This window comes from Pseudomonas sp. GL_117, from assembly GCF_057835125.1.
Genome location: NZ_CM174418.1, coordinates 5,957,929 through 5,976,908 on the forward strand (window position 1 = coordinate 5,957,929; position 18,980 = coordinate 5,976,908).

21 protein-coding genes are annotated in these 18,980 nt (G+C 61.7%); 9 read left to right on the forward strand and 12 right to left on the reverse strand.

The annotated features are described in order from the left end of the window. The first annotated feature begins 72 nt into the window (after window positions 1-72). From AC3ISR_RS27315 to AC3ISR_RS27330, 4 genes are read left to right on the forward strand one after another with little or no spacing between them, the layout of a single operon-like run. Entirely contained in the window at window positions 73-1,467 is a 1,395-nt protein-coding gene (locus AC3ISR_RS27315; protein ID WP_192297952.1) for a COG3014 family protein, read from the forward strand. Window positions 1,468-1,477: 10 nt separating this feature from the next. Next, entirely contained in the window at window positions 1,478-1,849 is a 372-nt protein-coding gene (locus tag AC3ISR_RS27320; RefSeq protein WP_192297953.1) for a YcfL family putative periplasmic lipoprotein, read from the forward strand. A 35-nt stretch (window positions 1,850-1,884) separates the two neighbouring features. Beyond that, window positions 1,885-2,472, forward strand: a complete 588-nt coding sequence (gene lpoB / locus AC3ISR_RS27325; protein ID WP_049710984.1) for a penicillin-binding protein activator LpoB — start codon at window positions 1,885-1,887, stop codon at window positions 2,470-2,472. Window positions 2,473-2,475: 3 nt separating this feature from the next. Further along, entirely contained in the window at window positions 2,476-3,216 is a 741-nt protein-coding gene (locus tag AC3ISR_RS27330; protein ID WP_192297954.1) for a penicillin-binding protein activator LpoB, read from the forward strand. Window positions 3,217-3,357: 141 nt separating this feature from the next. Here AC3ISR_RS27330 and AC3ISR_RS27335 read toward each other — a convergent pair whose 3' ends face one another. The 3 genes from AC3ISR_RS27335 to AC3ISR_RS27345 all read right to left on the reverse strand — a co-directional run bounded on the left by AC3ISR_RS27335 (window position 3,358) and on the right by AC3ISR_RS27345 (window position 6,527). Then, the gene (locus tag AC3ISR_RS27335; RefSeq protein WP_192297955.1) at window positions 3,358-3,990 is read right to left on the reverse strand and encodes a LysE family transporter; all 633 of its coding nucleotides are present in this window, start codon (window positions 3,988-3,990) and stop codon (window positions 3,358-3,360) included. A gap of 72 nt (window positions 3,991-4,062) precedes the next feature. Beyond that, entirely contained in the window at window positions 4,063-4,617 is a 555-nt protein-coding gene (locus AC3ISR_RS27340; protein ID WP_192297956.1) for a mechanosensitive ion channel family protein, read from the reverse strand. Further along, window positions 4,617-6,527 carry an ATP-binding cassette domain-containing protein gene (locus AC3ISR_RS27345; RefSeq protein WP_192297957.1) on the reverse strand — a complete coding sequence of 637 codons (1,911 nt, stop codon included), beginning with the start codon at window positions 6,525-6,527 and terminating at the stop codon, window positions 4,617-4,619. The genes AC3ISR_RS27340 and AC3ISR_RS27345 overlap by 1 nt, the downstream gene beginning before the upstream one ends. Window positions 6,528-6,577: 50 nt before the next feature. Between AC3ISR_RS27345 and AC3ISR_RS27350 the strand changes: the two genes are divergently transcribed. Then, window positions 6,578-7,042, forward strand: a complete 465-nt coding sequence (locus AC3ISR_RS27350; protein WP_463983676.1) for a TIGR02444 family protein — start codon at window positions 6,578-6,580, stop codon at window positions 7,040-7,042. Here the strand turns inward: AC3ISR_RS27350 and AC3ISR_RS27355 are convergent. Continuing rightward, a complete protein-coding gene (locus AC3ISR_RS27355; protein ID WP_192297959.1) occupies window positions 7,039-8,145 on the reverse strand; it encodes an AlgP family protein in 1,107 nt (368 codons plus the stop codon). The two genes, AC3ISR_RS27350 and AC3ISR_RS27355, sit on opposite strands and share 4 nt — an antisense overlap. Before the next feature lie 192 nt (window positions 8,146-8,337). Here AC3ISR_RS27355 and AC3ISR_RS27360 point away from each other — a divergent pair, with 192 nt between their 5' ends. After that, entirely contained in the window at window positions 8,338-9,015 is a 678-nt protein-coding gene (locus AC3ISR_RS27360; RefSeq protein ID WP_192297960.1) for an FKBP-type peptidyl-prolyl cis-trans isomerase, read from the forward strand. 53 nt (window positions 9,016-9,068) lie between these two features. Here AC3ISR_RS27360 and rsd read toward each other — a convergent pair whose 3' ends face one another. The 7 genes from rsd to AC3ISR_RS27395 all read right to left on the reverse strand — a co-directional run bounded on the left by rsd (window position 9,069) and on the right by AC3ISR_RS27395 (window position 15,457). After that, window positions 9,069-9,527 (reverse strand): sigma D regulator, encoded by a 459-nt coding sequence (gene rsd / locus AC3ISR_RS27365; RefSeq protein ID WP_192297961.1) that lies wholly within the window; start codon window positions 9,525-9,527, stop codon window positions 9,069-9,071. 215 nt (window positions 9,528-9,742) lie between these two features. Next, window positions 9,743-10,258, reverse strand: coding sequence for a disulfide bond formation protein B (locus tag AC3ISR_RS27370; protein ID WP_463983678.1), 516 nt, complete (start codon window positions 10,256-10,258; stop codon window positions 9,743-9,745). A 236-nt stretch (window positions 10,259-10,494) separates the two neighbouring features. Then, window positions 10,495-11,736, reverse strand: a complete 1,242-nt coding sequence (locus AC3ISR_RS27375) for a heme biosynthesis protein HemY (protein ID WP_463983679.1) — start codon at window positions 11,734-11,736, stop codon at window positions 10,495-10,497. 5 nt (window positions 11,737-11,741) lie between these two features. Then, window positions 11,742-12,857 (reverse strand): uroporphyrinogen-III C-methyltransferase, encoded by a 1,116-nt coding sequence (locus AC3ISR_RS27380; protein WP_226454650.1) that lies wholly within the window; start codon window positions 12,855-12,857, stop codon window positions 11,742-11,744. Window positions 12,858-12,875: 18 nt separating this feature from the next. Then, window positions 12,876-13,634 carry a uroporphyrinogen-III synthase gene (locus tag AC3ISR_RS27385; RefSeq protein WP_305391729.1) on the reverse strand — a complete coding sequence of 253 codons (759 nt, stop codon included), beginning with the start codon at window positions 13,632-13,634 and terminating at the stop codon, window positions 12,876-12,878. After that, window positions 13,631-14,572: a hydroxymethylbilane synthase gene (gene hemC, locus AC3ISR_RS27390; RefSeq protein WP_192297964.1), complete on the reverse strand. Its 942-nt coding sequence runs from the start codon at window positions 14,570-14,572 to the stop codon at window positions 13,631-13,633. The genes AC3ISR_RS27385 and hemC overlap by 4 nt, the downstream gene beginning before the upstream one ends. Window positions 14,573-14,710: 138 nt before the next feature. Further along, window positions 14,711-15,457, reverse strand: coding sequence for a LytR/AlgR family response regulator transcription factor (locus tag AC3ISR_RS27395; protein WP_192297965.1), 747 nt, complete (start codon window positions 15,455-15,457; stop codon window positions 14,711-14,713). A 503-nt stretch (window positions 15,458-15,960) separates the two neighbouring features. On the opposite strand from AC3ISR_RS27395, the gene argH reads away from it, so the two are divergent. After that, window positions 15,961-17,355, forward strand: coding sequence for an argininosuccinate lyase (gene argH, locus AC3ISR_RS27400; RefSeq protein WP_192297966.1), 1,395 nt, complete (start codon window positions 15,961-15,963; stop codon window positions 17,353-17,355). A 174-nt stretch (window positions 17,356-17,529) separates the two neighbouring features. Here argH and AC3ISR_RS27405 read toward each other — a convergent pair whose 3' ends face one another. Beyond that, entirely contained in the window at window positions 17,530-18,189 is a 660-nt protein-coding gene (locus AC3ISR_RS27405; RefSeq protein WP_463983680.1) for a glutathione S-transferase family protein, read from the reverse strand. Between the two features lie 127 nt (window positions 18,190-18,316). Between AC3ISR_RS27405 and AC3ISR_RS27410 the strand changes: the two genes are divergently transcribed. Next, window positions 18,317-18,601 (forward strand): hypothetical protein, encoded by a 285-nt coding sequence (locus AC3ISR_RS27410; RefSeq protein WP_192297968.1) that lies wholly within the window; start codon window positions 18,317-18,319, stop codon window positions 18,599-18,601. A 96-nt stretch (window positions 18,602-18,697) separates the two neighbouring features. Continuing rightward, complete coding sequence (locus AC3ISR_RS27415) at window positions 18,698-18,952, forward strand: TIGR02647 family protein (RefSeq protein ID WP_003195403.1); 255 nt, start codon at window positions 18,698-18,700, stop codon at window positions 18,950-18,952. The last annotated feature ends 28 nt before the right edge of the window (window positions 18,953-18,980 follow it).

Sequence of the window (18,980 nt, forward strand, 5' to 3'; positions counted from 1 at the left end):
AAAGGGTCTTTATTGCCTCATTTTTATGAGGAATCTGCACATCAGCTGGTTACTTTCAGGGAAGAAGTTTGCATGGCATTTCGCGCCGTTACCCCGCTTGCGCTCGTGGCAGTCACTTTGCTGTCCGGTTGCTCGATGTTTCGCAGCTACGACACCGAGCTGCAGGCCACCAACCAGCAACTGGCCACCGGCAATGTCGACGCGGCCCTGACCCTGTTGGAAAAGAACAACAGCAGCGAAGACAAAGACCTGCTGTATTTCTTCGAAAAGGGTGAGTTGCTACGGGCCAAGGGCGACCTGAGCGGCAGCCAGACCGCCTGGCGCAGCGCCGACCTGCAAGTCTACAAGTGGGAAGAGTCGGTCAAGTTCGACAGCGACAAGTACCTCGCCCAGTTCGGCAGCTTCCTGGCCAACGACAAGGTGCGCCGCTACGAAGGCTACGACTACGAAAAAGTCATGCTGACCACCCAGATGGCCTTGAATCTGCTGGCCCTGAATGACTTCGACGGCGCCCGCACCGAAATCAAGAAGACCCACGAGCGCGAAGCCGTGATCGCCGACCTGCGTGACAAGGAATACCTCAAGCGCGAAGACGACGCCGAGCGCCAGGGCGTGACCACCCAGCTCAAAGACCTGCACGGCTACCCGGTGCAAGCCCTCGACGCACCGGAAGTGGTCGGCCTGAAGAACAGCTACCAAAGCGCGTTCAGCCATTACCTGGCCGGTTTCGTCTACGAAGCCCTCGGCGAAAAAGACCTGGCTGCCCCCGGCTACCGCAAGGCCGCCGAACTGCGCCCGAACACCCCGCTGCTGGAGAAGGCCCTGCTCGACCTGGACAAATCCAAGGTCGGCGCCGATGAAACCGACGTGCTGATCGTGATCCAGAGCGGCCTGGCCCCGGCCCGCGATTCGATTCGCCTGCCGCTGCCGATCCCGATCAACGGCAACCTGGTGATCACCCCGCTGTCGTTCCCGATTATCAAGCCCGACACGTCCACCCAAGCCTTCGCCCAGATCGGCGTCGACGGCCAGCAACAGAACCTCACTGCGCTCAACAGCACCACCGCCATGTCCCGTCGCGCCCTGCGTGACGACATGCCGGGGATCATCCTGCGCACCACCGTGCGCGCCGTCAGCCGTGGCGTGGCGCAAAACAACCTGAACAAGACCAACCCCATGGCCGGCCTGGTACTGGGTATCGCCTCGGCCGTCGCCGAAGGCGCCGACACGCGCACCTGGCGCACCCTGCCGGACCTGACCCAGGTCACCCGCCTGCGCCTCAAGCGCGGCGAGCACCAGGTCAGCCTGCCCAACGCTTTGGGCGGCACGCTGGTCACGGTCAAGGCCGACCAGCGTTACCAGGTGATCACCCTGCGCGTGGTCGGCAATCAGGTGTTCGCCGGCGGTCTCGCCGCCCACGTGGTCCCGAGCGCGGCCACCCAAGCCATCGCCCTCAAACAACCTTAAGGAGCACGCTATGCGTCATTTCATCCTCGGCGCCCTGGCGCTGGTCCTGCTCGCCGGCTGCGCCACCCCGCCACCACCGGCCCCTGGCAGCGCCGCGAGCAAAATCGTGGTGATGGGCAAGTTCAAGGGCATCGCCGTCGGCGCCATTCGTGTGGCCCGCGAGAACGGTTTCCTCACCGCCAAGGTGCAGCTGAGCAACATCACCAGCAGCAACCAGATGATGTATTACCGCTTTGCCTGGCTGGGCGCCGACGGTTTCCCGGTGGGTGATGAAGAAGCCTGGAAGGTGCTGAGCCTGTACGCCAACCAGGCGACCTTCCTGCCGGCCATTGCCAACCTGCCGCAGGCGGCGGACTTCCGTCTTGAAGTGAAAACCCCTTGAGCCGTTCATCCTTTTTGCTGCTGAGAGATTTCCCCATGTTTGCACGCTTCTCGATTCTCGCCGTGGTTGCCGTCCTGGCCAGCGGTTGCTCCAACACTTCGCCAGTGCTGGGTGGTAAAAACATCAGCTACGGCGACACCAAGGCCGTGGAACTGGTCACCAACGAGTTCGGTTCCACCGACCTGCAGATGATCGCCGAAAGCATGACCCGCTCCCTCGCCCAGTCCGGCATCCTGCAAGGCCGCCCGGTGGTGCAGGTGTACGACGTGAAAAACAAGACCAGCGAGTACATCGACACCCGTGAGATCACCACGTCGATCAAGACCCAGCTGATGAAGACTGGCACCGCGCGCTTCGCCAGCGACAACACCGACATGCAAAGCCAGGTCGACCAGCTCAAGCTGCAAAACCAGAGCGGTCTGTACAAGAAGTCCACGGTGAGCAAGACCGGCAACATGGTCGCTGCCAAGTACCGCCTGGAAGGCTCCATCAGCTCCATCGTCAAGCGCAGCTCGGACTACAAGGACGTGTTCTACAAATTCAGCCTGCAGTTGATCGACGTCGAGAGCGGTCTGGCTGAATGGATGGACGAAAAAGAAATCCGCAAGACCACGGAGCGCTAAGCAATGCGTGCATGGATCGGCATGATCGGCCTGTTGTGTGCCTTTGGCGCCACGGCCGCCCCGAAGATTGCGGTGACCGACCTGGCCTATCAGGCGCGTGTCGAGGAATACATCCACCAGGTCTCGGCCAGCAACAACTTCCGGGCAAGCGCGTACAACGCCAGTGGCGCGTCGAGCTACAGCGAGTACGAAAGCCGCTCCAGCTACATCGAGCAGAACGAGCTGCGTAAATTCAGCGGTGACATCAAGGGCGAGATCCTCAAGTCGCGCCAGTTCCAACTGGTGCAGGGCACGCCTTACACCGCCGATGCCACAGCTGACGTTTATGACGTGATCAAGCGCATCAAGGCCGGCAATTTCAAAGGCGCGGACTACGTGCTGTTCGGCACCCTGTCCGACATCGACTTCACCCAGGACCTCAACGCCATCGACCGCACCAACAGCTACTCGGCAGTGCTGGGCCTGACCCTGGTGGCGGATTTCAGCCTGATCAATACACGCACCTTCGAGATCACCTCGGCGTTTACCGCCATGGGCGAAGGCCAGGACACCAAATTGGTAAGCAGCCGTGATGTGCGTGTGAGCCTGAACCGGCCGCGGGTGGTGAAGGAAGTGTCGAAAACCCTGGGCGAGGATGTAGCGCGGCAGTTGGCGGAGCAGTTGGGGGGCGGCTATCAAGCACCGGACCAGCCGGTGTTGCGCAACAACCTGCCGAGGGATGAAGCGCCGAAGATCCTGCGCTGATCAGCTATCTCACAGGCAACATAAAACCAATGTGGGAGCGGGCTTGCTCGCGAATACGGTGTATCAGTCAGCACATCAGTGACTGACAGACCGTATTCGCGAGCAAGCCCGCTCCCACATTTTTTAATCCGGTTTCGACAGTTATGCCGTGGCGCGGTGCAGGCTGGCGAGGAAGCCCGCCGCGCCAACAAACAACCCGGCAAACGTCCGGTTCATACGCTTCTGCTGCTTAGGCGTACGCAACAACCGCAACACCTTCGACGCCAGCCCCGTATACCCCGCCATCACGATCATATCCACGCAGATCATCGTGGCGCCCAGGATCAGGTACTGGATCACCAGCGGCGCCTGCGGATTTACGAACTGCGGAAGCACCGCCAGCATGAACACCAACGCCTTGGGATTGCTCGCGTTGACCAGGAAGCCACGGAACATCATCGCCAGCGGCTTGCCGATCGGGCGCACGGCCGCGTCGTCGGTCATGTCCACGGGCAAGGCGCGCCATTGCTTGATGGCCAGGTACACCAGGTACGCCACGCCAAACCATTTGATCGCATAGAACGCTGTGGAAGACGTCGCCAGAATGGCACCCAGGCCGCCGGCGACCACGGCAATCTGCATCGCCAGGCCGATTTGCAGGCCGATGGCGTTCCAGTAGCCGCGCGCAAAACCGTATTGCAGGCCGCTGGACATCGAGGCGATGGCGCCGGCACCAGGGGAAAGAGAGATGACCCAACTGGCCACGAAAAAGGCCAGCCATGTATCGAGTGCCATTACACACCTCATTTCAAATTCGTCGTGAGCGTTAAGCTAACTCCGAGCAACGAGGCCTGGCTATAGGTTTTTTTAAGCGGGTGTGATCCAGCGACGCACCGAACGTTGGAAGAACAGGCTGTTCGGCACCTGCACCATCGCACTGTCAGTCCCGGCCTCCGCGACTTCGATCAGCGTGGTGTACAGCAGGTTGATCGCCACCACCCGACCTTTCACCCCGGGTTTGTCGACCGTGTCGACCAACTCGACGATGTCACCGATGCGAAATGGCCCGACGGTGAAGATCAGGATTGCGCACAGCAGGTTGGACAGCACCGACCACATGGCGAAGAACGCCACGGCGGCCACGGCGACAAACCCCGACAGCGCCGTCCACAACACCGTGGCCGACACGCCCACGCGCTCCAGCACAAAGATCAATGCACTGCCCATGATCAGCCAGCGCAGACCGCCGCGAAGCGGCATCAGCAGCTGCGGCGGGAACGGATAACGCTGGCCCAGGCGCGTCAGGCCCTTGGCGACAAAACGCTGGGCCAGGTAGCCGGCCAGCAGGATCAGCAGGATTTGCACGCCAATCCATACAGGCGCGATCCATTGCGCCGGCAGCGGCAGTTGCAGCGCTTCCATCAGGACAGCGCCTCCAGCTCCGCTTGCAGGGTTTCAAGCAACTCGAGGGCCTCCATCCAGGTTTCCTCCAATTGCCCTTCACGCACCTTGAGCTTGGCCTGTTCGGCCAGCAGGTCGCGCAATTCGTCCTTGCGCGCGGCTTCGTACACGGCGCTGTCGCCCAGGCTGGCTTCGATCTTGGCCAGGCGCTCGTGCACCTTGCCCAGCTCGGCTTCCAGCTTGTCGGCCTCGCGCTTGTGCGGCGCCAACTGTTGACGCAATGCGGCAGCGGCCTGGCGCTGGGCTTTCTTGTCGGTCTTGTCCGGGTTGACCGGGGTGTTGCTGACCGGCGCGTTGCGCAGGCGGTAGTCGGTCAGCCAGCGTGCGTAGTCGTCGAGGTCGCCGTCGAACTCTTCGACTTTGCCGTCGGCCACCAGCAGGAAGTTGTCGGTGGTGCTCTTGAGCAAGTGGCGATCGTGAGACACCACCAGTACCGCACCGCTGAACTCCTGCAAGGCCATGGTCAGCGCCAGGCGCATTTCCAGGTCCAGGTGGTTGGTCGGTTCGTCGAGCAGCAGCAGGTTCGGCCGGTCCCAGGCGATCAGCGCCAGGGCCAGGCGGGCCTTTTCGCCGCCGGAGAAATTCAGCACCGGCTCGTCGATGCGAGCGCCACGGAAGTCGAAACCACCGAGGAAGTCGCGCAAGGTCTGCTCGCGCTCGGTCGGCGCCAGGCGTTGCAGGTGCAGCAGCGGGCTGGCCTTGGAATCGAGGGAGTCCAACTGATGCTGGGCGAAGTAGCCCACCACGGTGTTCTCGCCACGGGTCAGGCGCCCGGCCAGCGGCTCAAGCTCGCCCGACAGGTTCTTGATCAGCGTCGACTTGCCCGCGCCGTTGGGACCGAGCAAACCGATACGCGCGCCCGGCGTAAGCTGCAGCTTGACCTTCTCCAGGATGGTTTTGTCGCCATAACCCAGGCGTGCATCCGAGAGGTCCAGCAGCGGGCTGGAAATTTTCACCGACTCGCGAAAGACAAAGTCGAACGGCGAATCGACATGGGCCGCCGACAGCTCTTCCATGCGCTCCAGCGCCTTGATCCGGCTCTGGGCCTGACGGGCCTTGGTGGCCTGGGCCTTGAACCGGGCGATGTAGCTTTCCATGTGCGCACGCTGCGCCTGCTGCTTCTCAAAGGCCTGTTGCTGCTGGGCCAGGCGCTCGGCGCGGGCGCGTTCGAACGCAGTGTAGCCACCACGATAGAGGGTGATTTTCTTCTGTTCGACGTGGGCGATGTTGTCGACCACGGCGTCGAGGAAATCCCGGTCGTGGGAAATCAGCAACAAGGTGCCCTGGTAGCTCTTGAGGAAATCTTCCAGCCACAGGATCGCATCGAGGTCCAAGTGGTTGGTCGGTTCGTCGAGAAGCAACAGGTCGGATGGGCACATCAGCGCCTGAGCCAGGTTCAGGCGCATGCGCCAGCCACCGGAGAAGTCGGCGACCGGGCGATCCATCTGTTCGTTGGTGAACCCCAGGCCCGCCAGCATCTTGCGCGCACGGGCGTCGGCGGTGTAGCCGTCGGCACTGTCGAGCTCCGAATGCAGACGCGCCTGGGCGGCGCCGTCCTGGGCTTTCTCGGCCTCGGCCAGGTCGTGCTGCACCTGGCGCAGGCGCAAGTCGCCATCGAGCACGTAGTCGATCGCGATGCGGTCCAGGGTGTCGATCTCCTGGCGCATATGGGCGATACGCCAGTCGGCCGGCAGCAAGCAGTCCCCGGAATCCGGGGTCAGCTCACCCAGCAACAGGGCGAACAACGTGGATTTGCCGGCGCCGTTGGCACCGATCAGGCCGGCTTTGTGACCGGCGTGCAGGGTCAGCTCGGCGTCTTCGAGAAGACGTTGCGGGCCACGCTGTAATGTTAGGCTTTGAAGTCGGATCATAATGGCGGCGGAGTCTACCAGCTTCGTTGGCCGCTGGCTTGGGTGTGAATATGTGCGCTGACCTGTGGAGCTTTGCCCTCTCGACTTACGCCCGTCCGGGCGTCGAAAGCACGTGCCTGCGCTTGCAGGAACACGGGACGGATGTGTGCCTGCTGCTCTGCGCTGCATGGTTGGAGCAACGCGGTGTTGCGCTTGAGCCTGGACGCGTTCATGCACTGCAACAGCTCGCCCGCCCGTGGCGCGCACAGGTGATTGAACCCTTGCGACAGCTGCGCACGCAGTGGCGCGCCTTGGCGCAGCAGGACGAATCACTGGCGCAGTTGCGAGAGCGGGTCAAAAGTCTGGAGCTGGATGCCGAACGGCAATTGCTGGCACGCCTGGAAACGCTGGCGCTGGAATGGCCAACCGGTGTGAAAGGTCACCAGCCGTGGCTGGAAGGATTGGCGGCCGAGGATGCCGCCAACCTTGACCATGACGCGCTGCAACAGCTGCGCGTCATGATCTCCGGCACTTAGGAAGCGCTGGTTGGAGTGGTGCTTGGTGCTACCGGCGCAGCAGCTGGAGCAGCAGCTGGCGTGGTGGACGCTGCCGGGGTAGCCGCTGGTGTTGCAGGCTTGGCCGGTGCGGCTTTAGCAGCGACCGGCTTTGCAGCAGCAGGTTTTGCGGCTGGTTTCGCGGCAGCAGGTTTGGCCGCTGGCTTGGCGGCTGGTTTCGCAACAGCAGTTTTAACAGCTGGCTTGGCGGCTGGTTTTGCCGCAGCGGCTTTGGCAACTGGCTTGGCGGCTGGTTTTGCAGCAGCAGTTTTCGCAGCTGGCTTGGCGGCTGGTTTCGCAGCAGCAGTTTTGGCAGCTGGCTTGGCGGCTGGTTTCGCAGCAGCAGTTTTGGCAGCTGGCTTGGCGGCTGGTTTCGCAGCAGCGGTTTTAGCAGCTGGCTTGGCGGCTGGTTTCGCAGCAGCGGCTTTGGCAGCTGGCTTGGCGGCTGGTTTTGCAGCAGCGGTTTTGGCAGCTGGCTTGGCGGCTGGTTTCGCAGCAGCGGCTTTGGCAGCTGGCTTGGCGGCTGGTTTTGCAGCAGCGGTTTTGGCAGCTGGCTTGGCGGCTGGTTTTGCAGCAGCAGTTTTGGCAGCTGGCTTGGCGGCTGGTTTTGCAGCAGCAGTTTTAACAGCTGGCTTGGCGACAGCAGCTTTGGCTGGGGCTTTTGGCGCAGCGGCTTTTGCCGGGGTGCGAGCGCCCAGCACTTTGGCTACGGCGTCCTTCACACGACCAACGCCCTGGGCCAGTTTCAGGCTTTCTTGAGCGTCTTTTTTGAGTTGGGAAATGTAGCCGCGGGTTTCGGCTTGGCGATCCTTGAGGGCATCCAGCAGGTCCTCAAGTTCTTTGACTGCGTCTTTGGCTTTGGCTTGTGCCTTGGCCTTGCCGGCAGTGGCGGCGTCTTGCAGTTTGGTGCGGGATTTGTGCAGCTTCTCTTGCGCTTTACCGCGTTGTTTTTCCAGCTTGGCGAGCAGCTTTTCTGCATCGGCCAAGGCTTGGGAACAAGCGCTTTCCAGATGTTCGAGCAGGCTGCCCGAAAGTTGTTGGAGTAAATGCAACGGGGTATTTACAGGCTTCTGTTTGGCCGACATGGTTTACCTCCTGGCTGACGTGGGTGCGGCTCATACTAGCCCTCTGCTCTTACCGCCGCTAGGGCATGTTGACAGTATCGTTTGCCTGGCGTTGCACCGTGCGAAAATTCTTATCGTCATAACGAAAATACACGGCACTTTTTACCGCCTCGCACTGGCATAATCCGTCGCACTTTCGGCGGGAGGATGCCCATGTCGCGTTACCTTTTTCTTGTGTTGGGTCTGGCGATTTCGGTGGCCAACGGGAGCGAGCAATCGTCGTCCAAAACCACTGACCAGAACCGGCACGACCTCGCTTACAGCCTCGGCGCCAGCCTCGGCGAACGCTTGCGCCAGGAAGTCCCCGACTTGCAGATCCAAGCCTTGCTCGACGGCCTCAAGCAAGCCTATCAAGGCAAGCCGCTGGCACTCGATAATGCGCGCATCGAACAGCTGCTGGCCCAGCACGAAGCACAGAGCGCAGCCGACGCACAGGCACCTCAAAGCGAAAAAGCACTCGCCGCAGAACAGCAGTTCTTGACCAAGGAAAAAGCCGTTGCCGGCGTGCGCGAACTGGCCGACGCAATCCTGCTGACGGAGCTGGCACCAGGCAGTGGTCCGAAGCCATTGGCGACGGATGAAGTGCAGGTCAAATACGTGGGACGACTGCCCGATGGGACGGTATTCGATCAGAGCACGCAGCCCCAATGGTTCCGCCTGGACAGTGTGATCAGCGGCTGGACCAGCGCGCTGCAACAGATGCCGACGGGCGCAAAATGGCGCCTGGTCATCCCCTCTGCCCAGGCCTACGGCGCCGACGGTGCAGGCGAGTTGATCCCGCCCTACACACCCTTGGTCTTTGAGATCGAATTACTCGGCATCCGCCACTGACCCAATAAAAAACGGCGCGTAAACGCGCCGTTTCTTTATCTGCAGTTCAGGGGTCAAGCCTGGGTGGCGGGCTCTTCCTTGTGAGCGTTGTGCAGCACTTCGATCAGGCAGTCTTCCAGCTCGAATCGTTCGTGAAGCAGGCCACCCAACTCTTTGAATTTCTCGGCCACGCATTGACCGGCATCACACAGGTCATTGAAGGCGACAAGCTTCTCAGTGATTGCATCAAGGCGCGGGTAAATAGTATCCGCCAGCTTGAGGCCGCGATCATCACCAAAGGCTTTCGCTTCCTTGGTCAATTGCTCGTAGACACCGAAGTGTCCCTCAGACACGTAGTCCATCAGTACACCGCAAAAACCCAACAACGGTTTGCGATTCTCAGCCAGTTCCTCGGGCTTGGCGCCAAGCGCATCAAAGGCCCGAACCAGTTCGTGACGTGCCTTCAACCAGCTGTCGATCAGCTTGTGCACCCCACCCCAGCGTTCCTGAGCATTCTGACAACTTTCCAGCATGATGATCTCTCTTCCCTATAGGGGCGCTGCCGCCTGGTGCCCGCGCAACACTTAAAGGATAACGCCGCGGCCGGACAAGGCCGCATCGGATAAACGGTTCCGATACTGCATGCGGGCCAGATTATGCCCGCATGACTATGGCTTCAAGGTACGCAGGACAGAAAGTTCATACAAGTGTTTAATCCCGTCCTACAACCCTAATGTTGATTTGCGTGCTAACCCAGACTCAATCGCTGGCCGGACAACAGCCCCGCAAACTGCATGACCCCCAGGATCAGCATCGCGACAAAGAACAACAGGCTCCACTCGGGGAGGCTCAAGTCGAATAGCGTCCAGTTGATTTCCACGCAATCGACGGTACCGTTGAAAATCGCGTGCACCGCCTGCCAGAACGACAGCTTTTCCAGCATGTCCTGCAGGCTTGGCCAACATTCAGGGGCTACACCCGACGTGCTGCTCTGCAGCAATACCTGGCGTGCTGCGGCAATTGCGCCAAACAACGCACACCCCATGCCCGCCAACCCGTACAGACCCGCGGCGAAACGTCTGGGGTTATGAGCGACCGCGATCAAGTTGATCAGCGTGAACGTGGCGAGAAATACCCGCTGCACCTGGCACAGGAAGCAGGGCCGCAGAAGCGCGCCATATTCCAGGTAGAAAGACGCGCCCAACGTCAGAACACCTGCCATGAACGCCAGGAGAAACAGGGAACGTGAGGGGGCCAGAGACATTGTTTATCCGTACCGCAAAAGATAGGCCGTTACGGTAGAGGAAAGGCCTGACCCCTTTCAATACGCGCTAGAGCAGACAATTCCGCGAAAACGTAAGGACATCCCACCAGAGTTTGGAGGACATAACACAACGCTACGTAGGAGTTTATGACGAATGCGATTCGGCCGAGTAAATGCGTAGACTTGAGGGGTTGGCCGTCAGACGTATCCGAGCCACCCCTTGCATCCTTCCTACTTCAGACTCGCGCAGGCACCGGCAAAGGTGAAGCAAGCAGGCGGTTATCCAGCAGGCCGAGGCCTTCCTGGAACAGCTGATTACTGCGTTCGGTATCGCCCAGTTGCGCCAGCAGGCGTGCCAGTTCGGCACAGGCTTCGGGGTTGCGCTGCACCTGCAGGCTGCTTTCCAGATAGTCGCGTGCCTTGCCCCACAGGCTGTTTTGCAGACACAGGCGGCCCAGGGTCAGCAGCAGGCTGGCATCGCCCGGATGGTCCTTGAGCCATCTCTCGGCAAACTTCAGTTGCCGCGCCGGATCACTGCCACGCAGCAAGCCATACAGTCGGATCAGATGACTGTCATAACTGCGCTTGAGCGCCCCGCGCAGCACCTCTTCGGCCTTCGCATCGGCGCCCAGTTGGCGCAGCTGTTCGGCATACGCCAGCACCAACTGCGGCTCCTGACGCTGGGCAGAGGTCAGTTGCTGCCAGGCCCGCTCAAGGGACTGCAAGCCCGCTTCGCCCTGCTCCTCGCGCTGGGCCGCCAGGCTGAGGTTTTCACCCCAGGCGCGACGCTCCAGTTCGGCCAGTTCGGTGGCGGGCAACACTTTGTCCTTGCGCAACTCGGGCAGCAGGCGAATCACCGACGACCAATCGCCACGCTGCTGATGCAGGCGCTGCAATTGGCGCAGGACCTGGGCGTTATGGGGATGACGGGCGTGCATGGCCTGCAATGTGACGAGGGCACCCTCGGTGTCGCCGCGATCCATCTGCAATTGCGCATGGCTCAAGGCTACCGCCAACTCGGCTTGGGGCTGACGCTCCAGAGCGCGCTCCAGCAAACCATCCGCCTCTTCATAACGACCCTGCTCGTTCGCCGCACGCGCGGCACCGAGGTAGTAGAGCAATGGCTGGCGCTCCGCTTCGGCGGCGCGATGCAGGTGACGCTCGGCGCTGGCCCAGCGGCCTTCGGCAAGGTCCATCTGGCCCTGCTCAATCGCGATCTGCACACGGCGGCTGCGGTTGCGCCGCGACCACGGGTTGACCACGCCGCCGGAGGTGGTCACCAGGCTCAACAACAGGCGGACCAGGTAGATCGCCAGGCCGATGGCAAACACCGCCACCAGCGTCGCCCACAGGCTCGACTCGTAATTCAGCACATGGGGATAGGTAATCAGCACGTAGCCGGTATGTTTCGAGATGCCCACAGCCAGTGCCAGGGCGATTGCAATCGCCAGCACGAGGACCACATAGAAACGCTTCATCGGCTTCACTCCTGGGTGGCCGGCTTACCCGCCGACGCCTTGGCTTCGTCGGCAGACAAATGGCGGCGCTCAAGGTATGCCTGCACAGCTGCCAGGCTCGCCGCCAGATCCGGCGTCACCACCGACACGGCCTTGGGCTCAAGCTCGGCGATACGCGCCAGCATCGCCTTGCTCTGCGGGTTGTCCTGGTTGAAGTTGTCTTGCAGCACGCTACGCGCCTCGCCCAACGAGCGGCTGTAGACCGCCGTCTCGCCGTTGAGCGCAGCCCATTGCGCCTGCTCCAGCGCCAGGCTCAGGGCCAGGCGCACCTGGTTCAAACCCTGGCCGGCCAGGAGTGGGCGGATGTTGTCGTCAGGGTTGAAGTCGATGCGGAAGTAGCGCGAGATCTGCTCCCACCATTGGCTCCAGCGGCTTTCGGTATCGGTGGTCGGGCGCCCTTGGGACGCAGGTTCGGTGAGCTGATATTCCGGTGCGATCGCGGCCAGTTGCACCACCTGATCGCGCAGCGCCGCCAGTTGCAGGTACAGCCCGGTGCGGTCCGGCTGCTCGGTACTGCGCAGCGCGGCCAGGCTCTTGGCCAATTGTTCACGGGCGGCGTAGGCGCCCGGATCGCTTTGCTCACGCAGGATTTCGTCGGCGCCCTGCACCAGCGACTGGGCGCTGTTGATGTCCTGCAAGGCCGACAAACGCAGGCTGGCCAGACGGATCAGGTGCTCGGCTTCCGCCAGGCGCCAATCCTGGCGGCTGGCACCCAGCACGGTTTCCAGGCGCTGGCTGAGGCGCTGTTGATCGCCCTGCAACTGGGCTACCAGGCGGCGACGCTCTTCGAGCTCGTCCGCAGCCGGCAACTGGGCCAGGCGTGCCGCCAACTGTTGCTGACCCTGCTTGAGGCCTTGAGTCTGTTCGGCAAGCGTCTGCACCTGGCCCAGCTGTTGCTGGCTGCCGGCTTGCAAGGCACGGACCTGCCAGAGCCCCCAGCCGCCGGCGGCAACACCGGCCGCACCGAGCAACAGGGCAACGATCGCCAGGCCATTGCCACGGCGTGGCGCGGTGACAGCTGACTCAACCGACGCAGCAGCTGCGGGTTGGGTTTCATCTTTGGGCAAGGCTGTTTCGCTCACGTATCCGTCCTTTGCGTATCAGAGAGTGGCCGCACGATGGGCGCGCAACGCCACTAACAACGCCGCGGCACTCGCGCCGCGACAATCCACAACTTTTTCTGCGCCGGCAGCCCGCGCCATCTCACAGACTCGCGGGCTCGGCACGAACAACGGCAACTGTGCCACCTGGGGCCAATCGACACCGGCCAGGGCTTGCAGGTGTAAAAAACCCTGCCCACTGCTGACCACCACGCCGTTCAAGCGTTCCAACTGGATGCGTTGCACCAGTGCCCCAGCGGCGTAGGTCGGCAGGAAACGACGGTACAACTCCAGATAGTCGACACTAGCACCTCTCTCGCGCAAACGCTCAGCCAGCAGCTCCCGGCCGCCTTCGCCGCGCAGGATCAACACCCGGGCGCCAGGCCGTGCGATAGCCTCGCGCAAGGCGGGTAGTGCTAGCAAGGCCTCGCTGTCGTCGCCGGTTGGGGGATAGTGAACGTTGAGGCCATGATCGGCCAATACCTGGGCCGTGGCAGCGCCGACGCTGAACCACGGCAACTGCGGCCAGGCGCGATCCAACTGCTGCAACGCCAGGCGGGCGGCCGGCTTGCTGACCACAATCACCGCGCAATAGCGGCCCAGGTCACGAAACACGGCCTGTTGTTCGGGGGTGACGGGAAGCGGCTCGATGTCCAGCAACGGCAGGCTGCTGCTGAAGATCCCGGCTGCCGACAACGACGCCGCCAAGGCCAGACACTCCTCGGCAGGCCGCGTCAGCAGCACACGCCAATCGGTCACTGCGGGCCGGCCTCGCCGTAGACTTTTTGCAGGATGGCACCGGCGCCCTGGTCCAGTAGCGCGTTGGCCACCTGAATACCCAAAGCTGCCGCGTCGCCCTGCGGGCCACGGACCTCGGCGGTCAACAGGGTGCCGCCGTCCGGGTCGCCGACCAGGCCGCGCAGCCACAGGTTTTCACCTTCGAGCACCGCGTAACAGGCGATGGGCACCTGGCAGCCCCCATTAAGGTGTTTGTTCAGGGCACGTTCGGCGGTAACGCGCACCTCAGTGTCGTGGTGATCAAGAGGCTTGAGCAGTGCGTGGATTTCAGTGTCGGCGGTGCGGCATTCGATACCCACGGCGCCCTGGCCACCGGCCGGCAAGCTGTCTTCGACGCTGATGGCCGACGTGATGCGGTCTTCGAAGCCCAAGCGGATCAGACCGGCTGCTGCCAGGATAATCGCGTCATATTCACCGGCATCCAGCTTGGCCAGGCGCGTGTTGACGTTGCCGCGCAGGAAGCGGATCTGCAGGTCCGGGCGACGGGTCAACAGCTGCGCCTGACGCCGCAGGCTGGAGGTGCCGACGATGCTGCCCTGGGGCAACTCATCCAGGGACGCGTAGGTATTGGAGACGAAGGCATCGCGCGGATCTTCGCGCTCGCAGATACAAAAAAGGCCCAGGCCTTCAGGGAAGTCCATGGGCACATCTTTCATCGAATGCACGGCGATGTCGGCTTCGTTGTCCAGCAATGCGGTTTCCAGTTCCTTGACGAACAGGCCCTTGCCGCCGATCTTCGACAGCGGCGAGTCGAGCAGCTTGTCGCCGCGACTGACCATGGGCACCAGGGACACCGTGAGGCCGGGATGGGCCTGCTCGAGGCGTGCTTTGACGTATTCGGCCTGCCACAGGGCAAGGGCACTTTTACGGGTGGCGATGCGGATTTCGCGAGAGGACATGGATCAATCCGTACTGAATAGATACGGCAGATAATAACAGCTCAGGCAAATACGCTTTGATTTGAATCAGCAAGTGCGGGGCCTCCCTGGCCGCATCGCACCGGGATAAGGACTGCAGGTCGCGCCAAAACCCTTGGGTTAAAGCTGCTGCATCATCTTGCGCACGCCGGCGACATGGCGTCGGCTGACGATCAACGCATCGCCATTAAGCCCTTTCAGGAACAACTGAAAGTGCCCCAGTGGCGTGCGTTGCAGGCGTTCAATGCGATCGCGGGCCACCAGGGCATTGCGGTGGATTCGCACGAAGCGGTCGCCGAACTCATCCTCAAGGGCCTTGAGCGGCTCATCGAGCAGCACTTCACCGCCCTCGTGGCGCAGGGTCACGTATTTGTGATCGGCAATAAAGTAGACCACCTGGCTCAGGGGAATCAGCTCGATGCCCTTGCGGGTCCGCGCGCTGATATGGCTGCGCGGCCCGTTGCCACTTTGGGCGGCAGGCTGGGTCAAGGCGGTGAGCTGGCTGCGGTTGGGGCGCTCGGCCTTTTTCAGGGCCTTGAGCAACGCACCTGCCTCGACCGGCTTGGACAGGAAACTGACGCCACTGACCTCAAGGGTCTGCGCCGAAAATTCCGCTTCGGCCGCGCACAACACCAACGCCGGTGGCGATTCACGCTCGCTCAGGCGGGCGGCGACTTGCAGGCCATCAAGGCCCGGCAGGCGAATATCGAGCAACACCACATCCGGCTTGAGGCTGTCGATCAGCGTCAACGCTTCTTCGCCCGTGGTGGCGCTCGGTTCAAGGACTGTATAACCCTCGAGTTCACTGACCAAACGGCTCAGTCGCTCGCGGGCTTGGGGTTCGTCTTCAACGATCAGGACATTCATATTGCGCTGGATTCCTGCGTGAGTCTCGCACAAGGATAGCGTAGACAGGTGCGGTGACTTGCGTCACAGCGATCCACGCTAAGACTAGCGCGAGCGGCAAAAAGTGCCCTGACAGCGGCACCCATATTTACCCGGACCTGTTCAATTGCGCCCAGGACCTTCTGACTTCGGGCATCGTCGTAGGGTTTGCTGATACACAATCCGAATCCCCCCGTGTTTGATGGATAGTCAGGGCTCTGACCGCAGCACCCGACATTGGTGCATTCACGCTCTGTTCAGTGCAACTGTAGACGCTCACTGCGACGGTATTGCTCTATCGTCAAATATCGTTTCAATAAACACCCGAGTCCAGTCTCTTCCCGGACGCGTCCGGCGGCAAGGCACTTTGCCATCCTTCGTGCAAATAAAAATGCCGATCACCCGTAGCACCGCCTCCACGGGCAACCCTGTTATTATCGCCGGCACACCTCCAAGCCTCTTTAAAGCAGATCACGAGCGAATCCATGAGCACCGACAAGACCAACCAGTCCTGGGGCGGCCGCTTCAGTGAACCCGTCGACGCCTTCGTCGCCCGCTTCACCGCCTCCGTCACCTTCGACCAGCGCCTGTACCGCCACGACATCATGGGCTCGATCGCCCACGCCACGATGCTGGCCAAGGTCGGCGTGCTGACCGACGCCGAGCGCGACAGCATCATCGATGGCCTGAACACCATCCAGGGTGAGATCGAAGCCGGCACGTTCGACTGGCGCGTCGACCTGGAAGACGTGCACATGAATATCGAGGCCCGCCTCACCGACCGCATCGGTGTGACCGGCAAGAAACTGCACACCGGCCGTAGCCGCAACGACCAGGTCGCCACCGACATCCGCCTGTGGATTCGTGACGAGATCGACCTGATCCTGGGCGAGATCACCCGCCTGCAAAAAGGCCTGCTGGAGCAGGCCGAGCGTGAATCCGCCACCATCATGCCCGGCTTCACCCACCTGCAAACCGCACAGCCCGTGACTTTCGGCCACCACCTGCTGGCCTGGTTCGAAATGCTCAGCCGCGACTACGAGCGTCTGGTGGATTGCCGCAAGCGCGCCAACCGCATGCCGCTGGGCAGTGCCGCACTGGCCGGCACCACCTACCCGATCGACCGCGCGTACACCGCGCAACTGCTGGGCTTCGACGCTGTGGGCGGCAACTCCCTGGATGGCGTGTCCGACCGTGACTTCGCCATCGAATTCTGCGCCGCGGCCAGCATCGCGATGATGCACCTGTCGCGCTTCTCCGAAGAGTTGGTGCTGTGGACCAGCGCGCAATTCCAGTTCATCGACCTGCCGGACCGCTTCTGCACCGGCAGTTCGATCATGCCGCAAAAGAAAAACCCCGACGTGCCAGAGCTGGTGCGTGGCAAGAGCGGCCGCGTATTCGGCGCACTGATGGGCCTGCTGACCCTGATGAAAGGCCAGCCTTTGGCCTACAACAAGGACAACCAGGAAGACAAGGAACCGCTGTTCGACGCCGCCGACACCCTGCGCGACTCGCTGCGCGCGTTTGCCGACATGATCCCGGCGATCAAGCCCAAGCACGCGATCATGCGTGAAGCGGCGCTGCGCGGGTTCTCCACCGCGACCGACCTGGCGGACTACCTGGTACGCCGTGGCCTGCCGTTCCGTGACTGCCACGAAATCGTTGGTCACGCCGTGAAATACGGCGTGGACACCGGCAAGGACCTGGCGGAAATGAGCCTGGAAGAACTGCGCCAGTTCAGTGACCAGATCGAGCAGGATGTGTTTGCCGTGCTGACCCTGGAAGGTTCGGTGAATGCGCGTGACCATATTGGCGGGACCGCACCGGCGCAGGTGAAGGCCGCCGTTGCACGTGGCCAGGCATTGCTCGCCAGCCGCTAGCTAAAAGCATCGCAGGCAAGCCAGCTCCCACAAGAGACCGAGTACTACCAGACACCTCGGACAAACGCGGGAGCGGGCTTGCCCGCGAATAAGGTCTCTCAGTTAGCTATGGGCTGACTGACACACCGCTTTCGCGAGCAAGCCCGCTCCCACACTTGATCCACTCGGGCTTGCTTATTTCTTGGCAGCAATCATCGCCCTGAACGCCGGCATCGCCGCTTCCCTGTCCGCCGCGACCTTCTGGGCATTGGGCAGTGCATGCAGTTTTTCCAGCAACGCCTTGGCCGACGGCATCTCAGCCAGCAAATCCAGCCCAAACAGCTTCTCGCCCACCGCGCAGGCGAGGTTCACGCTGTACATGAAATACAGATCGGCAATCGTGAAGCTCTCCCCCGCCACATACGGCGCGAACTTGCCGTGCCTGCCCAGCGCACCGAACCCCAGCAGCAACTCGGACCTGGACTTCTCCTTGATCGCCTCCGGCACCGGCATGCCCATAAACGCTTCGGGGTAACACGCACGGGCCGGCAGCTCGATGTACAACTCGATCTCCCTGCACAGCGCCAGCACCTGGGCTCGTTGGAACGGCTCGGTGGGCAGCAGCGAAGGCCCTTCCCGGCTCTGTTCGATGTATTCGAGGATCACGCTGGTTTCGTTGATAAACCCCTGCTTGACGCCGAGGGCTGGCACCTTGCCACGTGGGCTGACCGCAAAGACATCGGAGGTCTGCCCGGAAAAAAAGAGCACCTCTTCGAACGGCAGTCCCTTCTCCAGCAGCGCGAGCTTGACCATGTTGTAGTAGTTGCTGACCGAGAATCCGTAGAGCTTGAGCATTGCAGGCGCCTCCAGGCCGGGAATGGGGTTGGCTGCAAGGGTTATAGCTCCCAGAACCCGACGTTGCCAACAGCATCACCCGCCTGAATGGGGGTAGACTGGCGCCCTTTCCTGTGAGGAGCCTGCCATGAGCGAGCCGACCGATATCGACAACGACGAAGAAGAATTCGCCGAAAACACCCTGATCGAAGCGATCGAGAACCAGATCGAAAGCGAAAACCCACCAGCGGCCAAGGCCACGTTCAACAAATTGACCCTGGTGGGTTACGAGCGTGAAGAAATCCTGCAACTGATGGCCCACGTGCTGGCTGTCGAGATTGATGCGCTGCTGGAAGAGGACCGTGCGTTCAATACCGAATGGTATGAAACTGCACTGCGCGCCCTGCCGGATCTGCCGCCGGAAAAGCAATAATCCAAGGGCGCAGTAACACGCTGGACAGTTCGGCAAAGTGCGTTCACCTTATGGCCTGCTAGCCTCTAATAAATTCTTAGAAAGTCTGGAGTCCTTATGTCGTATACCCCTGAGTTGGTTGCCGAACTGGAAATCCTTGTACTCTTCCCATTGGACAGCACCAAGGAAGGTCTGAAAGTCCACCAGACCGCCGCTCCCACTGCTATCGCCGCTGCCAAGCGCCTCCACGCCAAAGGACTTATCGACCAGCCGGACGGAGGCTACCTGACCAGCCTTGGCCGTGACGCTGCAGAGCAGGCCCAAACCCTGCTGACCATCCTGACCACCGCCAGTACCAAAGAAGCCGCCTGACGCTCGATACCCGCCCATGGAGTCCGCC